General features: G+C 70.6%; 17 protein-coding genes. 10 read left to right on the top strand and 7 right to left on the bottom strand.

All coding sequences use genetic code 11. From position 1 onward, the window contains the following. Window positions 1-41 precede the first annotated feature (41 nt). Window positions 42-881, top strand: a complete 840-nt coding sequence (locus OHT61_RS00660) for a maleylpyruvate isomerase family mycothiol-dependent enzyme (protein ID WP_329034027.1) — start codon at window positions 42-44, stop codon at window positions 879-881. Window positions 882-970: 89 nt separating this feature from the next. On the opposite strand, the gene OHT61_RS00655 is transcribed toward OHT61_RS00660, so the two are convergent. From OHT61_RS00655 to OHT61_RS00645, 3 genes are read right to left on the bottom strand one after another with little or no spacing between them, the layout of a single operon-like run. Next, window positions 971-2,116 carry an endonuclease/exonuclease/phosphatase family protein gene (locus OHT61_RS00655; protein WP_443049337.1) on the bottom strand — a complete coding sequence of 382 codons (1,146 nt, stop codon included), beginning with the start codon at window positions 2,114-2,116 and terminating at the stop codon, window positions 971-973. Continuing rightward, window positions 2,113-3,234 (bottom strand): sensor histidine kinase, encoded by a 1,122-nt coding sequence (locus OHT61_RS00650; RefSeq protein ID WP_329034026.1) that lies wholly within the window; start codon window positions 3,232-3,234, stop codon window positions 2,113-2,115. The genes OHT61_RS00655 and OHT61_RS00650 overlap by 4 nt, the downstream gene beginning before the upstream one ends. Continuing rightward, entirely contained in the window at window positions 3,227-3,922 is a 696-nt protein-coding gene (locus OHT61_RS00645; RefSeq protein WP_329034023.1) for a response regulator transcription factor, read from the bottom strand. Before OHT61_RS00645 ends, OHT61_RS00650 begins: the two co-directional genes overlap by 8 nt. Before the next feature lie 367 nt (window positions 3,923-4,289). Between OHT61_RS00645 and OHT61_RS00640 the strand changes: the two genes are divergently transcribed. Continuing rightward, window positions 4,290-4,964: an ArsR/SmtB family transcription factor gene (locus OHT61_RS00640; protein ID WP_329034021.1), complete on the top strand. Its 675-nt coding sequence runs from the start codon at window positions 4,290-4,292 to the stop codon at window positions 4,962-4,964. Between the two features lie 285 nt (window positions 4,965-5,249). Further along, on the top strand, window positions 5,250-5,687 hold the full coding sequence (locus OHT61_RS00635; RefSeq protein WP_329034018.1) for a hypothetical protein: 438 nt from the start codon (window positions 5,250-5,252) through the stop codon (window positions 5,685-5,687). A 119-nt stretch (window positions 5,688-5,806) separates the two neighbouring features. Here OHT61_RS00635 and OHT61_RS00630 read toward each other — a convergent pair whose 3' ends face one another. Both OHT61_RS00630 and OHT61_RS00625 read right to left on the bottom strand, forming a co-directional pair. Next, a complete protein-coding gene (locus OHT61_RS00630; protein WP_329034016.1) occupies window positions 5,807-6,517 on the bottom strand; it encodes a 2-phosphosulfolactate phosphatase in 711 nt (236 codons plus the stop codon). A gap of 56 nt (window positions 6,518-6,573) precedes the next feature. Continuing rightward, entirely contained in the window at window positions 6,574-7,158 is a 585-nt protein-coding gene (locus tag OHT61_RS00625; RefSeq protein WP_329034015.1) for a TetR/AcrR family transcriptional regulator, read from the bottom strand. A 196-nt stretch (window positions 7,159-7,354) separates the two neighbouring features. On the opposite strand from OHT61_RS00625, the gene OHT61_RS00620 reads away from it, so the two are divergent. Both OHT61_RS00620 and OHT61_RS00615 read left to right on the top strand, forming a co-directional pair. After that, window positions 7,355-7,915, top strand: coding sequence for a hypothetical protein (locus OHT61_RS00620; protein ID WP_329034012.1), 561 nt, complete (start codon window positions 7,355-7,357; stop codon window positions 7,913-7,915). A gap of 394 nt (window positions 7,916-8,309) precedes the next feature. After that, entirely contained in the window at window positions 8,310-9,746 is a 1,437-nt protein-coding gene (locus tag OHT61_RS00615) for an FtsW/RodA/SpoVE family cell cycle protein (protein WP_329034011.1), read from the top strand. 369 nt (window positions 9,747-10,115) lie between these two features. On the opposite strand, the gene petE is transcribed toward OHT61_RS00615, so the two are convergent. Further along, window positions 10,116-10,439, bottom strand: a complete 324-nt coding sequence (gene petE, locus OHT61_RS00610) for a plastocyanin (RefSeq protein WP_329034010.1) — start codon at window positions 10,437-10,439, stop codon at window positions 10,116-10,118. 142 nt (window positions 10,440-10,581) lie between these two features. Continuing rightward, window positions 10,582-11,319 (bottom strand): IclR family transcriptional regulator, encoded by a 738-nt coding sequence (locus OHT61_RS00605; RefSeq protein WP_329034009.1) that lies wholly within the window; start codon window positions 11,317-11,319, stop codon window positions 10,582-10,584. A gap of 164 nt (window positions 11,320-11,483) precedes the next feature. Here OHT61_RS00605 and OHT61_RS00600 point away from each other — a divergent pair, with 164 nt between their 5' ends. From OHT61_RS00600 to OHT61_RS00580, 5 genes are all read left to right on the top strand, one after another. Further along, window positions 11,484-12,743, top strand: coding sequence for an amidohydrolase/deacetylase family metallohydrolase (locus tag OHT61_RS00600; protein WP_329034007.1), 1,260 nt, complete (start codon window positions 11,484-11,486; stop codon window positions 12,741-12,743). Continuing rightward, window positions 12,740-13,150 (top strand): hypothetical protein, encoded by a 411-nt coding sequence (locus OHT61_RS00595; protein WP_329034006.1) that lies wholly within the window; start codon window positions 12,740-12,742, stop codon window positions 13,148-13,150. Before OHT61_RS00600 ends, OHT61_RS00595 begins: the two co-directional genes overlap by 4 nt. Window positions 13,151-13,201: 51 nt before the next feature. Beyond that, window positions 13,202-13,582, top strand: coding sequence for an SFCGS family glycine-rich protein (locus tag OHT61_RS00590; RefSeq protein WP_329034005.1), 381 nt, complete (start codon window positions 13,202-13,204; stop codon window positions 13,580-13,582). Beyond that, window positions 13,582-13,917: a DUF4312 family protein gene (locus OHT61_RS00585; protein WP_329034003.1), complete on the top strand. Its 336-nt coding sequence runs from the start codon at window positions 13,582-13,584 to the stop codon at window positions 13,915-13,917. The genes OHT61_RS00590 and OHT61_RS00585 overlap by 1 nt, the downstream gene beginning before the upstream one ends. Window positions 13,918-14,057: 140 nt before the next feature. Beyond that, entirely contained in the window at window positions 14,058-14,846 is a 789-nt protein-coding gene (locus tag OHT61_RS00580) for a DUF4311 domain-containing protein (protein WP_329034002.1), read from the top strand.

Below are 14,846 nucleotides of genomic sequence, written 5' to 3'. Positions count from 1 at the left end.
CTCGGTTGGCGGGTACGGCGGTATCGGGGAGCGACGGCGACATGAGCGCAACGGCGGATCAGGGGCGGCACATCCCGGCGGTGCGCACAGGGGTCCTGCCCGTCGGGCTCGCCGACGCGCTGCGCGCCACGGCCGAGGAGATCGCGGAGCTGTTGCGCGGCGCCCCCGACACGGGCGCTCCGGTGCCGGGTTCACAGTGGACGGTGGGGGAGGCGGCCGCGCATCTGGCGCAGGCGAACGAGTTGATGGCGCACGTGGGAGCCGGGCTGTCCCGCAACCACGGCGACGGCACTCCGCAGAGCATCGCCGCGGCGAACGAGCAGGCGCTCGCCGCATTCGGCGAGCGGGGAGCGGAACCGCTGGCCGCGATGATCGTGACGCAGGCCGATGCGTACGTCGACGCGGTGGCCGGACGCCCCGCGGGCGAGATGCTGATGACGCCGATGGGCCCGATGAACCGGGCGGTCCTCGGCTCGTACCTGCTGACGCACATGCTGGGCCATGGCTACGACATCGCCCGTGCCCTCGGGCGCCCGCACGGAGTGACCCCGGACCGGGTCGCCCTGGCGCTTCCCTTCATGATCGAGGCCATGCCACGCGTGACGGCCGCCGCGGCCACCGCAGGTCTGAACGCGCGCTATGCGGTGCGGTTGTGGGGTGGCGGAGGATTCGGCGTGACGTTCACCGAGGGCGCGGCGACCGCATCCCGGCATCGTCCGGACCGACCGGACTGCACGATATCCATCGAGCCGGTCACCTTCCTCCTGATGGCGCTCGGCCGCTGCTCCCCGGTGGGTGCCATGGTCCGGGGGCGGGTCTTCGCATGGGGCCGCAGGCCGTGGATGGGTCCCCGGTTCCCGCGGTACTTCACGGCTCCGTAGCGCGCGGTCCGGCCCGCCACGGGAGCCGGCCCCGGGAGACCGGCGCCGGCCCGCCCGGCCGGTCTTCTGGAATACGGGCGCAGCCGCTGTCACCAGCTGAGGCGGGCCGCCACCGGAAGATGATCGCTGCCGGTGTCCGGCAGTACCCACGAGCTGCGAGGCTCCACACCCCGGACCAGGATCTGGTCGATCCGCGCCACCGGGAACGCTGCCGGCCAGGTGAGACCGAAACCGTGTCCCGCTTCTTCCTGCGCCGAGCGCAGCTGCGAGGTGAGCCTGGCGAACACGCGGTCGTCGGTGGTCCCGTTCAAGTCGCCGAGCACCACCACCCGTTCGCTCCGCTCGGCGCCGACGGCCCTGGTGAGCGCTGCGGCGCCGACGTCCCGCGAGTCCGTCCAGAAGCCGTGCCGGGGCATCAGCCGCACCGACCCCAGGTGGGTCACGAACACCACCAGTGGCCCCCGGTCGGTGGCCACCGTCGTGCGCAGGGCCCGGGGCGGGTCCACCGGAAGGTCCTCCGCCCGCCGGCTCTCCGCGAGCGGTCCGGCGTTTCCCCGCAGGACGTCGACCGGCCGGGAGGCCGACAGGGGCAGCTTGCTCCACAGGCCGACCGTGCCCTGTGTCGTGCGGTACGGGTAGGTGCCGGCCAGTTCCTTCCCGTACGCGATCGTGGCCTGCGGGGTCAGCTCCTCGAGCGCCAGCAGATCCGCCCCGGACGCCATGAGGGCGCGGGCGGTACGCACAGGGTCGGGGTTCTCGGCGCTGACGTTGTGGCTGGCCACCGTCAGGTCCCCGCCAGGGGTCGACTTGTCGATGAGCAGCCCTCCGAACAGGCTCGACCACGCCACGGCCGGCAGCACCAGCGCCGTCGTCGCCGCGGCCGACCTGCGCCACAGGGCCTGGACGAGGAGCACCGGGATGAACACGCCGGACCACGGCAGCAGCGTCTCGACGAAGCTGCCCGCGCCGCCCCGGTCGGTGATCTTCCCGTGGAGCAGCATGAGCAGACCGAGCACCAGTGCCGACGCCGCCGCCCAGCGGCCGCGCTTCCACGGCTCAGGTGTGCCGAGACTCCGTACGGCTCGACGTGCACGCCGTGCCGCCGCCCGGGCACCGGAGCGGATGCCCCGGCCCGCGGAGAAGCGGCGGGCTCGGGCCGTGCCGGGAGCCGCGACGCGCTCGCGCGCCTCGTCATCTTCCCGAGCACCCTCGATGTCTTGTAGAGCTTTACTCATCGGTCGGAGTCCTTCGGGGATCGGGCGGGTGGCAGGGGCAGTCGAACGGTGATCCGGAGGCCGCCCTCGGCGCGTGCGGCGATCGTGAGTGAGCCGTCATGCACCTCGGTGATCCGCCTGACGATGGCCAGGCCCAGTCCGACCCCCGCGTGGTCGTTGCGGACCCGCTCGGTGGCCCGCTGGAAGGGCTCGGTGAGGGTCGACACCGACCGGGCGGAGAGTTTCCCGCCGCGGTTCTCGACCGTCAGCACCCCGTACCCGGAGTTCACTTCCGTGCTGAGCCACACCCGTCCCCCGGAAGGCAGGTTGTGCACGATCGCGTTGTGGACGAGGTTCGTCGTCAACTGCAGCAGGAGTGCCGGTGAGCCGAAAGCCGGGGCGATCCCGCCGGCGGTCTCGATCCCGACACCACGTCTCTCGGCGAGTGGGAGCAGCGTCTCGATGGCCTCCTCCGCGAGCAGGGAGAGGTCCACGGTCTCCCGGACGAAGGTCCTCTGATCGGCGCGGCTGAGCACGAGCAGCGCCTCGGTCAGGTCGATCGCCCGCGCATTGACCGCGTACAGACGGTCGATCACCTTGCTCAGGTCCTGTTCCGGATCCTTGCGGGCCACGTCGAGAAGCGCCTGCGAGACGGCCAGCGGGGTGCGCAGTTCGTGGGAGGCGTTGGCCGCGAACCTCCGCTGCTCGGCCACGTGATCTTCGAGGCGGACGAGCATGGTGTCGAAGGCGTCGGCGAGCTCACGGAACTCGTCCCTGCGCCCGGGCAGCCGGATCCGGTGCGAGAGCGCGCCTTTCGCGACCATGCCGGTGGCGTCCGTGATCCGGGTCAGCGGCGCGAGCATGCGACCGGCGAGGATCCACCCACCCACGAGACCGAACACCAGCAGGAACGCCAGGACGGCTGCCGCCCTCGGAGCGAAGACGTCCAGGAGGGCGGACCGGACGGGAAAGACGCCACGGAGTCTGTCGTCGGGGTTGATCAGCATCGCGCGGTCGGGGACGTAGCGCAGGAGGAACACCCACACCGCCGCGAGCAGCAGGATGCCGGCGATCATGAGGAACCCGGCGTAGCTGAGAGTGAGTTTGAAGCGGACGCTGAGCCCTGGCCGCCTAGCCACGTTCCCTGCCCTCCCGGATGCGAGCGGGATGCGCGTCGATGCGGTACCCGGCGCCGGACACCGTGGCGATGACCTGGGGTTCGCCGAGTCTCTTGCGCAGGGCCGAGACCGTGATGCGCACGGCGTTGGTGAAGGGGTCGGCGTTCACGTCCCACGCCCGCTCCAGGAGCTCCTCGGCGCTGACGACACCGCCCTCGGCGGCGACGAGGACTTCGAGCACCGCGAACTGCTTCCTGGTCAGTGCGACGTGCCTGCCGTCGCGGTGGACCTCGCGGCGGAACGGATCGAGCCGCAGGCCCGCGATCTCCCGCACGGGAGGCCGGTTGTGCGCACGCCTGCGGTCGAGCGCTCTGAGTCTGAGTACGAGCTCGCGGAGCTCGAACGGCTTGGTGAGGTAGTCGTCGGCGCCGAGTCCGAAGCCCGAAGCCTTGTCGTCGAGCCGGTCGGCGGCGGTGAGCATGAGGATCGGCATGCCGCTGCCGGAGCGGACGATGCGTTCGGCGATCTCATCGCCGGAGGGGCCGGGAATGTCGCGGTCGAGGACGGCGATGTCGTACGTGTTCGTGCTCAGCAGCTCCCAGGCGGTGTCACCGTCACCGGCGACGTCGGACGCGATCGCCTCCAGGCGCAGGCCGTCACGGATGGCTTCCGCCATGTAGGGCTCGTCCTCGACGATCAGCACTCGCATGACCCGAGGTTACGAGCCGCCACATATCGTCGGCGTATCGAAAGCTCCGGGGAGCCGCAGCCACCGTTGTGCCGCATCTCCGGGCCGGTCCCGGGAACGCGCCGAGTCCGGCGTCCGGAACGGCAGTGGCCGGACGTACTCGCGCGCCGGCCGCGTTCGTGGACGCCCGCCCCCCCCCGTGAACGTCGGACGCTTCGCCGGTCGAGCCCCTGTGTGCACCGGAGACGGGTTGCGCCGTGCGCCTTCCGGGCGAAGCCCGACGAACCCTTCACGGGCACTCGACTCCACCCGTCGAACGAGCGGCCCGAGATGCACCGACAATATTTTTTGTCTTGACAAGAATTATTGTCCGGGTAATCCTGGGGGAGTGCTGGATGTAGCTGTGATCGAAGAGCCCGCCGCGGCGATGGCATCCCTGGACCCCATGCGGTCCCGGATCCTCGCCGCCCTGACCGAGCCGGGGTCCGCGGCCATGCTGGCCGCGCGCCTGGGGCTGCCTCGGCAGAAGGTCAACTACCACCTGAAGGAGCTGGAGCGCCACGGACTCGTCGAGCTCGCCGAGGAGCGGCGCAAGGGCAATGTCACCGAGCGCGTGTACCGCGCCACCGCCTCCTCCTACGTGATCTCGCCCAGCGCCCTGGCAGCCGTCAGCCCGGATCCCTCCCGGTCCCCCGACCAGCTCTCCGGACACTGGCTTCTGGCGCTGGGGGCCCGGATGGTGCGAGAGGTCGGCGCACTGCTGACCGGCGCCGCCCGGGCCCAGCGGCGGGTCGCGAGCTTCGGGATCGATGCCGAGGTGCGCTTCGCGTCCGCGGCCGACCGGTCGGCCTTCGCCGAGGAGCTCACCGAGGCGGTGGCTGCCCTGGTCGGCCGCTACCACGACGAGTCCGCCCCGGGAGGCCGGCGCAACCGCGTGATCGTCGGCGTGCACCAGATCCCCGACGCCCGTCCGGACGTTCCGTCGAGTGGGCCCGGCCCGCTGTCGGAAGCCATGGGGGGCAACGAACAAGAACCGTCAGCCGAACAGGAAGAGCGATCATGACGCACCCATTCGAGATCGAGCTGGAGACGACCCTGCCGGTGGGCCCGGACGAGGTCTGGCAGGCCATCGCCACAGGCCCGGGCATCGACTCCTGGTTCATGGGCCGCAACGAGGTGGAACCCCGGGAAGGCGGTGTCGCGTCGATGGACATCGCGGGGCACCGTGAGCAGGCCGTGATCACGGCCTACGAACCCGGCAGACGCCTCGCGACCCGGACATCTCCCGGCGAGGACGGCCTTCGAGTACCTGATCGAGGGGAAGGAGCAGGGCAGTACCGTCCTCCGCGTGGTCCACAGCGGCCTGCTCGGAGACGACTGGCAGGACGAGTACGACGCGCTGCGCCGCGGGTGGCCCTTCCACCTCCACACGCTCGGCGAGTACCTGACCCGTTTTCCCGGACGGACCGGCTTCCCCGTGTTCGCCATGGTTCCGACGCCCGGCAGGGCGGCGGGCGACGTCGGCGCGGCCCTCGCGCACGGGCTGGCGCTGACCGTCCCGGTCCCGGCCGGTGCGCGGGCGCATGCCGAACCGTCCGGCCTGGCACCGATGGACGGCGAGGTCGTCTGGGCCGACGACGAGCGGATCGCGGTCCGTACCGCCGACGGCATCTACACCTTCCACTTCGGCTCGGGTGTCCTGCTGATGTTCCACCACCTGTTCGGACCGGATACGGATGGAGCCGAGGCCGCCTGGCAGCAGTGGCTGAACGGCCTCCTGGCCTGACGGAAGGAGGCGTCACCGGCGCTTCGCTCCGGCTGCCGGCGATCGGTGGTCCGTTCACGGGGCCGTGGCCGGCGTGTTGCGGGGCCGTGGCGAGCCGGTGGGGGAGCGGGGCTCGCCGGTCACCGTGCCCGGTGTCCGGCGAGCCCCGCACCCGGCCGGGCGGCAACCGGTCGCAGGACCGCCATCCCGGCCTTGAGTGTGACCCTCATGGCGAAGTCGAAGCGGTCCACCTCTAGGCACAACCCCACATCGGCGGAGCGACTTCCATGGCGGCGCCCGTCACGCAGCTCCTGGGCGGCGGTGGAGTCCCGGGCCCGTCGGACATAGGGCGCAGGGTCGACGTGGCCTCCGCCCAACAGTTCTGCCAGGTAGTCGGCGCAGGCCCGATCCTCCGCTGCTCGGCCGCCCTCGCCGGTCGCCACGAAGGTCACCGCGTCGGCGCCGGTGCTCGCCAGGAGGCGGGCCGTCGCACCTGCCACGACGAAACTGCCGCAGAGCGCCCACTCGGCCTCGGTGACCGCGAGCGCCCCGACCGTACCTGCGGTCGTCGTCTGTACGACGGTCCGCCCGGCAAGGTCGGCGCGCCTGACCAGTTCCGGCGAGTTGGTCAGGTCGAAGCCGCGTGCGGGCGTCCCGTCCTTGAGCGCGAGCCAGCCGGGATTCGACGCCTTGAGTGCCAGTGCCCGGTCGCCGTCGGCGGCGAGGACTATCCTGTCCGCCCCGCGGTGGAAGACCCACGCCGCAGTGGTGAACGCCCGCATCACATCGATCACCACGGCTACCTTCTCGGTGCCGTCCACGTCGGACGTTGCGACGGTTCGCGAGCGCATGCCGAGAGGCTGACAGCCTGCCGCAGGACCCGCAAGTCCGTTTTCCCGATCGTGCGTCAGGCTCCGCGTGCCCGCAGAATTCCCTCGACCCCCAGCAGGAAACTCTCGGAGATCAGCCTCGGGTCGAAGAGGCAGCCGCCGGCCATGGCGCCGTCCCGGAGCATGACGAGGTGCCGGCCGGCTTCGACGGCAGGTATGTCGCCGACCTGCTCCAGCAACGCGGTGACCGTATCCAGGAACCACTGACGGTGGGCCAGGACGGCCTGGTGGATGGGGTGGGCGGGATCGGGGTATTCCGCCGCGGCGTTGAGGAAGGCGCAGCCGCGGAACCCTGGGCTCTGGATGCCCTCGGTGATGAATCGGCCGACCGCCCGCACCTCGTCGGCGGCCGACCCCTTTCCCGCCCGAGCCGCCTCGACGCCCGCTCGGATTCCCCGGTCGGCTCGGTCGAGATAGGCGAGGACGAGGTCGTCCTTGCCCGCGAAGTGCCGGTACAGCGTGGCCCGGGTGACCTGTGCCTCGGCGATGACCCGGTCGACGCCGACGGAGTGGATTCCCTCCAGGTAGAAGACCCTGGTCGCCGCGTCCAGCAGCCGTGCCCGCGCAGCCGACGTACTGCCGCCTCCTGTGCCCTCACTCATGCGGTCAGGCTACCTCACCAGCGAGGGAGAACGTTCGGTCTTGACGTCGTGGATCCCGTCCTCTTGAATACCCGAGGAGACCGAACGTTCTCCCTCGTCAAGGGGCGGGTCTCCGCACGCCGGTCGGTACGTGGGCAGCAGGCCCCTGACGGCCCGGCCGGCCGACCGCGACACGCCCTGCCTGAAAGGAACTCCCATGGACACCCTCGTCGGCGCCACTCGTCCCCATGCCTCCGATGCCCTGCGCACGCTCTACTTCCTGCGCTTCGCGTTCGCCGCGGTCTGGGCCGCGCTTCTGGTCGCGTTCGCGGGCACATTGGGCGCGGTCACGGTCGTACTGCTGGTGATCTACCCGTTGTTCGACGTGGCGTGCGCGGTCATCGACATCAGGTCCGCACGGGTGAACGGCGGATCGGTGAGCGGTCTTTACGTGAACACCGTGCTCAGCGCCCTCACAGGTATCGGTCTGGCCATCGCCGCGACCTCGGGCGTCCCCGCCGTGCTGCGGGTCTGGGGCGCCTGGGCGATCACCGCGGGCGTGACCCAACTCGTCGTCGGCGCGACCCGGCGCGCGCTCGGAGGCCAGTGGGCGATGATCGCCAGCGGCTTCATCTCCACCCTGGCCGGAGCGTCGTTCATCGCCCAGTCGGGTGGTGACGGGGCCTCGCTGAGCAGCCTGGCCGGCTACGCGTTCCTCGGCGGCGTCTTCTTCCTCGTGTCCGCCCTTCGCCTGGGGCGCGGCCGCGCGAGGGCGTGAACGCGGTCTCGGCCGGCGGAAGCCGGACCGGGCCGGCTCATACGCGCGGTACGGGTGGGTACCGGCCGCTCGGGCGCCCGTGCCGCCGCCCGGAGGGTGGCCACCCTCCGGGCGGGCCGGTGCGCGCACCGAGTGCCGCACCGGCGACGGCGCGTGCGCCCTGCCGCACGCAACCCGTATCGCGCGCAGTCGGACCTGCCGGGCGCGGGCGGCCGTCGACGGGAACCGGATGATCGATTTCGGTGTCTTCGCGGGCACGACCGCAGACCGCGATCCTCGCGTCGGCGGCAAGCCAGGACCGCGCCGGTGGCGGCATCGAGGTGTGCAGTGCCTCGGTTGCAGGGCTTGGGCCACTGCGCGGTGAGTCGTGGGAAGCAGCGAAAGGCCGACAGTGATGAGCAGGCATTCAGGCGTCTCGGCGCACTCCACGCCCGCAGCCGGCGGGGAGAACTGGCGCAACACCGAGCTCGGCCTGCTGGCGCTGGCCGTCCTCATCCCTGTACTGGCCTACGCCAACGTGGGCCTCGCCCTCGACGGCGGCCTCCCTGCGGGCCTGCTCGCGTACGGACTCGGAATCGGCGTCCTGGCAGGTGTCGGCCATCTCGTGGTCCGTCGGTTCGCGCCGTTCGCTGATCCGCTGCTGTTACCCCTGGCCGCGCTGCTGAACGGCCTCGGCCTCGTGCTCATCTGGCGGCTGGACCAGTCCGAACGGCTCCAGGCACGCGGTGAGTTCTTCGAGGCGTCGCCCCGGCAGCTCCTCAACTCCGCGCTCGGTATGGCGCTCTTCGTGGCGGTGGTTGTCCTCCTCAAGGATCACCGTGTCCTGCAGCGTTATACCTACATCTCCATGGCACTGTCCATGATCCTGCTCGTGCTCCCCCTCGTACCCGGACTGAGCGCCGACAGCTACGGGGCGAAGATCTGGATCAGGATCCCCGGGCTCGGCACACTGCAGCCGGGGGAGTTCGTGAAGATCGTCATCGCCGTCTTCTTCGCCGGGTACCTCATGGTGAAGAGGGACGCGATGGCGCTGGCCAGCCGCCGGTTCCTGGGTCTGCATCTGCCCCGCGGCCGCGATCTCGGTCCCATTCTCGTGGTCTGGGCGATGTCCATCCTGATCCTGGTCTTCGAGACCGACCTGGGCACGTCGCTGCTGTTCTTCGGGATGTTCGTCGTCATGGTGTACGTGGCCACCGAGCGCACCAGCTGGATCGTCTTCGGCCTGCTCATGGCCGCGGGCGGCGCGGTGGGGGTCGCCTCCTTCGAGTCGCACGTCCAGCAGCGGGTTCAGGCGTGGCTGGACCCGCTGCGTGAATACAGCCTCAGCAGGCAGGGAGTGGTGGGTCACTCCGAGCAGTCCATGGAGGCACTGTGGGCCTTCGGCTCCGGCGGCGTCCTCGGCACGGGACTGGGCCAGGGAGACTCCGACCTCATCGGATTCGCCGCCAACTCCGACTTCATCCTGGCCGCGTTCGCCGAGGAGCTGGGTCTCACCGGTGTCATGGCCATCCTGCTCGTGTACGGCCTGATCGTGGAGCGGGGGATCCGCACGGCGCTCGCCGCCCGCGACCCGTTCGGGAAACTGCTCGCGGCAGGCCTCTCGGGAGCTTTCGGGCTCCAGGTCTTCGTGGTCGCGGGAGGCGTCATGGGCCTGATCCCGCTGACCGGGATGACGCTGCCGTTCGTGGCGTACGGCGGTTCCTCCGTCATCGCCAACTGGGCTCTCGTGGGCATCCTGATCCGGATCAGTGATGCCGCGCGCCGACCCGCACCGGCTCCGTCGCCCGAGCCGGACCACGCGCCGGTCCGGGAGCCCTCCGGCCGACGATGAGCTGAGCACGCTCGGCCGGATCCGTCCGCACGGCTCCGGCCAGGGACGGGCGACGGCAGCGGCTCCATGCGTGTGACGGTGGGCGGTACGCCATTCCGGATCCGGATCCGGAGTCGTCTGCCGAGGCGGCGTACGGGCCGGCGCACCGTGAACGAGCCTGGAACGAGCGCGCCGGAGACCTCCGTGAACCGTGCACGGGCCACGGGCCGGGCTCCCTGGCCGGGCGTCCGGCCCGCGCGCGTCGTACGGACCGAGGTCAGCGCATCACGGCGGACCGCCGCCCGAGGGCACGCCGCCCCCGCGCACGGGCGTCGGCAGCATGGCCGTCGTCCGCCGGACACAGGGCCGGGTGACTCGGCCTCGGCCCGGTCATGCGTGCGTGACGGTGAGGATGCCCTCCATACCCGCGTCGCGATGGGGCTCGCTGTAGAAGTGGTAGTCACCGGGGGGTGCATCACGGGGGACGACGGTTGCCTGGACGTCACCGGGGTTTGTCATGGGCGTGGTGTGGCTGAGGGTCTTAGCCATTCTGCTGTCGCCGTTCGGGTTCTTGGCGGGGTCGAACACGATGTTGTGCGGGGGCTGCGCGTTGCACACCCACTCGATGGTGTCCCCGGGTGCCACGGTCAGTTTCCCGGGCTGGAAGGCGAGCCGGCCCGCGTCCGAGCCGACTTTGACGGTGTAGGTGTTCATGCCTGCTGGAACGAGTGAGCCGTGCAGCTGGTCACGGGCGTGTTCCCCGGCCCGCACCCGGTCGGGCGCCCGCCGGCATCACCAAGGGGCGAGCGCGTGTGAGCTCGGCCGCCCCCGCCGCGTCGATGGCCCCGTGACGCTCTCAGAGGCGCCTCGCCACGTCCGCCGCCGCCTGTCGCACCGCGTCGGCGAACGAGGGAAGTTGGTCCCGGGTGACGAGGAAGGTGAGCGCCGAGATCGAGACGGCGCCCACCGGGTAGCCGTCGCTGTCGAGCACCGGCGCGGCCAGCGAGCAGATCGACTGTTCGTGTTCCTCGTAGTCGATGGCGAAACCGTCGGCACGCGCCGTCTCGAGCTCCCGGTGCACCTCCGCGGGATCCGTCACCGTGTGTGCGGTCCTGGCCATCAGCGGTGTGCCGTCGATCAGCACCGATGCTTCCGCCGCGGGGAGATGGGCGAGCAGCGCCTTGCCCGCGGCGGTCGCGTGCAGCGGCAGCCGCATGCCGACCTCCGTGGCGATGCGGTAGGCGCGGTCGGGGTCCACCTTGTGCGTGTAGGTGGCGTGATCGCCGTTCAGGACGGCAAGGTGCACCGTCAGGCCGAGTCGCTGCTGAAGTGTGCGCAGTACCGCGCCGATCCCGACCGTGTCCTCCGACAGGACACGCGCGGCCATCGCCTGGAGCCGGTCCCCGATGCCGTAGCGGCCCTCACCGTCCGGCGCCGCGAACCCCTCCGCCACCAGCGTGCCGAGGATGCGGTGGGCGCTCGCCTTCGGTACGCCGGCGCGTTCCGCGATCTCACCCAGCCGGTGCGGTGCGTCCGGCTGGGCCAGCGCGTCCAGCACCCGCAGTGCCTTGGCCACGGAGTTGGAAGCCGGCACCTCCCCCGTTTCCGTTCCGGCAACTGCCCTGTCGGAATCCATTGTTTCCCGGTTACCTCTCAGCTAACGTGACCCTGGTCCGCTCCACGGAACGGCAATCTACCCTACGGAACGCCGGTCAGGGCCGCTTCTCGGCCCCGAACCCCCACCCAAGGAGGTTGTTCATGTCTGGTTCCCCTGGCGAGTCGGCGACGAGCCGCAGGCCCGAGGCCCTCCACGGGACGAACTCCTCTCGAGCGGAGCTCACCCGCGTCGAGGCCGGCCCCTACGATCTGGTCGTCGGCGGCGGTCTGCTGATCGACCCTGAGAAGGGCACGTCCACGGTGGGCGACATCGCCGTCCGCGACGGCCGTATCTCCGCCGTGCTCGCATCCGGCACGGCGGGCGGCGCGTGCGCCGAGTACGTCGACGCGCACGGACTGCTGGTCACGCCCGGCCTCATCGACCTGCACGCGCACGTCTACGACGGTGCCACCGGCCTCGGTATCGCGGCAGATCTGGCCGGGATCGGGTCGGGTGTGACCACCGTGGTCGACGCGGGCAGTTCGGGATCCGACACCTTCGAGGACTTCGAGCGGACCGTCGTGGCGCCCAGCACCACGCGCGTCCTCAGCTGGCTCAACATCTCCCGGCACGGCCTGACTCGGGGAACGACCGAACTCGCGGGGCACGACGACATCCGGTCGGCGGACACCGTCAGAACGATCCTCGCGCGCCGCGACGTCATCCGCGGCATCAAGATACGCATGAGCCGGTCGGTGGTCGGGCGGAACGGTCTGGAACCACTGCGCGCGGCCAAACGCATCACGGAGCAGATCGCCGCGGAGACCGGCGCACCCTTCCCCGTGATGGTGCATGTCGGAAACGCTCCCCCCGCGTTCGGTGACGTACTCGACCTCCTCGGCCCCGGCGACGTCGTCACCCATGCCTTTCACGGCAAGGCCGGAGGTCTCTTCCCCGAAGCGGACTCCGGGCCTCTTCGGCAGGCCCGCGACGCCGTGGAGCGCGGGGTCCGCCTCGATGTCGGACACGGTAGTGCCAGCTTCGCCTTCGACACCATGGAACGCGCGCTGGAACACGGGATCCGCCCGCACACCGTCAGCACCGACATCCACGGGCGGAGTCTCGTGGGCCCGGTCCACGACCTCACCACCACCATGACGAAGCTCATCGCCGCAGGACTGACGCTCGACGAGACGGTCCGCGCGGCGACTTCCGCGGCCGCCGAGTCCATCGGACTCGCAGGCGAGATCGGCTCCTTCGCCACCGGCTCCGTCGCGGACATCACGCTCCTGGAGCGAGTGGAGGACGCCACCCCCCTCGTGGACGCCGAAGGCCGCACGCGCACCGCAGGGCACCGGCTCACCGCGGTGGCCGCCGTACGGGCAGGCATCACGCACCGCATCCGAAAGGCCGACGCATGACCGGCACCACGCCGAGCGCCACCGACCCCCGCCGGACACTCGACCGGCTGGCGGACGACACCCCCCTCACGGAGGAGGACGTGGCCGACGCCGAGGAACTGCTGACCGCGGCGGACGCCTACGCCGCCGACCGCTCCATCCCCATGAACGACGTCCGCAGACTGGCACTCGCCGCCCACAGCGTGGCCTTCGTACGACGGGTCCGCGACCACGAGTACCCACCGGAACTCGACCGGCACCTCTACGACGAGGTCGGCGCCGCGCAGCTCGCGTCGGTGCGGGCGCTGCTCGACGCCTATTGCGCGAACCGCGACCACACCGTCACCGATGCCGAAGTGCTGCTCCTCACCCTCCACTTCGAGGCGGCGCTGCACGAGAACGCGCGCGACCACGGCGATCGCGCCTGACCTCCCCGCACGAACACCACCACGAATTCGGCTACCAGACAGGAACACACCGTGTCGGACACTGCGAAAATCGTCATCGGCAATCGGCTCGGCAAGGGCCAGGCGGTCGCGGAGGGAGTCAGGAAGGCGGGCCTCGTGCCCGTCCTGATACCGGGACCCGGCGCCGACATGAAGGTCGGCGACGTGATGGCCGCCGAGGGCGCGGTACTCGGGCTGAGCTTCTGCGGCAGCGGCGGCGCCGGCGCCGTGACGGCCAAGGCGAAGTACGGCCACGACATCGAGTTCGGCATGCGCAGCCCGGAGGCGGGCGTCACCGCCGTCCAACAGGGCAAGCGAGTCCTCGGTTTCGGCTTTCTCGACACCGAGGAACTCGGCTTCAAGATCGCCCAGGCCCTGCAGAAGGAACTGGACGCGCAGGCCGGGAGCGCCTGATGCACCATTCCGAACAGACCCTGCGGCTGACCGGCACCGGTCCCACCAAGGAACGGGCCTTCGGCGCCGTCATGCGGCAGGTCCAGTCGGCCGCGGCAGGGAAGGAGGGCGGCGTCACCTTCCGGGTGGAGCCTTTGGCGCTGGAGGTCCTGTCGGCAGCGGAACACCGCAGAACCGAGCGGTTCCTCGGACTGCTCTTCCCCAGAACGCGCGTGCACTACGAGATCAGCATGAACGTGCGGGTGCGCGTGACCTCCCTCGACCTCGACGCGGTGGACTTCGCCGTACGCGAGGAGAAGTTGAGCACCACCAAGCATCTGCTCCAGATGAGGTGATCCGCCGAAGCGGCTCCCGGAAACGGGAGCGTGCCCCGCGCGCACACCGCACATCCGGTCCGGCGGTCCGTCCGTACCGCAGGCCGCCGGGCCGGACACCCCTAGAGGCTCCTCGTCGGCTCTGAAGTGGAACCCTTTCCATGAACGAAACACTCACCATCCTGCTGGAATCCGCCGTCATCGGGGCACTCATCGGCTTCGGTGCGGGCGCGGGCGTCGCCCGCATGTTCCACGCCCCGAAAGCCCAGGGCATGGGCGCCTTCCGCACCCTGGGCGAACTCAACGCCTGTGAGAACGACCCGATCGCCCACTTCTCCTTCGGTTTCGGCTTCTTCTTCAACGCCTGGGCGAGCACCGTCGGCGCCGGCGCGCTCTCCGGAGACGTCGACCACCGGATCGTGCCGCACTGGGCGGCCTCGATCGCGATGTTCAAGAACAGGAACCTCGCCGAGACCCTGCACAACCCCCGTCGCATGGCCCTCACGGGCGCCGCCGTCGGGATCGTGCTCATCTCCCTTCTCAACACCACCGCCGCCTCCATCCCGCACTCGCTCCAGAGCGTCGCCTCCCAGGTGCTCGGACCGGCCTCGGACTGGCTGCTCAACCCGGTCATGCCGATCATCTTCTGGATGGCCGCCGTGGACGCCGGCCGGCGTACCGGCGGGTGGGGGACGGTCCTCGGCGGCATCGCCCACATCGTGATGGGCAACGCCGTACCCGGCATCGTGCTCGGCATCGTCGTCGGCAAGGGCATCGACGACATGGGCTGGAACCGCATCACCAAGAGCCTCACCGCAGCGGTCGTCGCGCTCTTCGTGGCCAGCTCCTTCCTGCGCGGTGTCGACATGGACCTGCTCGAACAGATGAAGATCGGCGTGCCCGGCTGGCTGCACCAGCTGCACGAGAGCACCGGCACGGCCGGTCAGTGA

Origin of the sequence: Streptomyces sp. NBC_00178, assembly GCF_036206005.1 — a bacterium.
Classification (GTDB): domain Bacteria; phylum Actinomycetota; class Actinomycetes; order Streptomycetales; family Streptomycetaceae; genus Streptomyces.
Note: the sequence above shows the minus strand (reverse complement) of the source record. Positions and strands in the feature narration are given on the sequence as shown.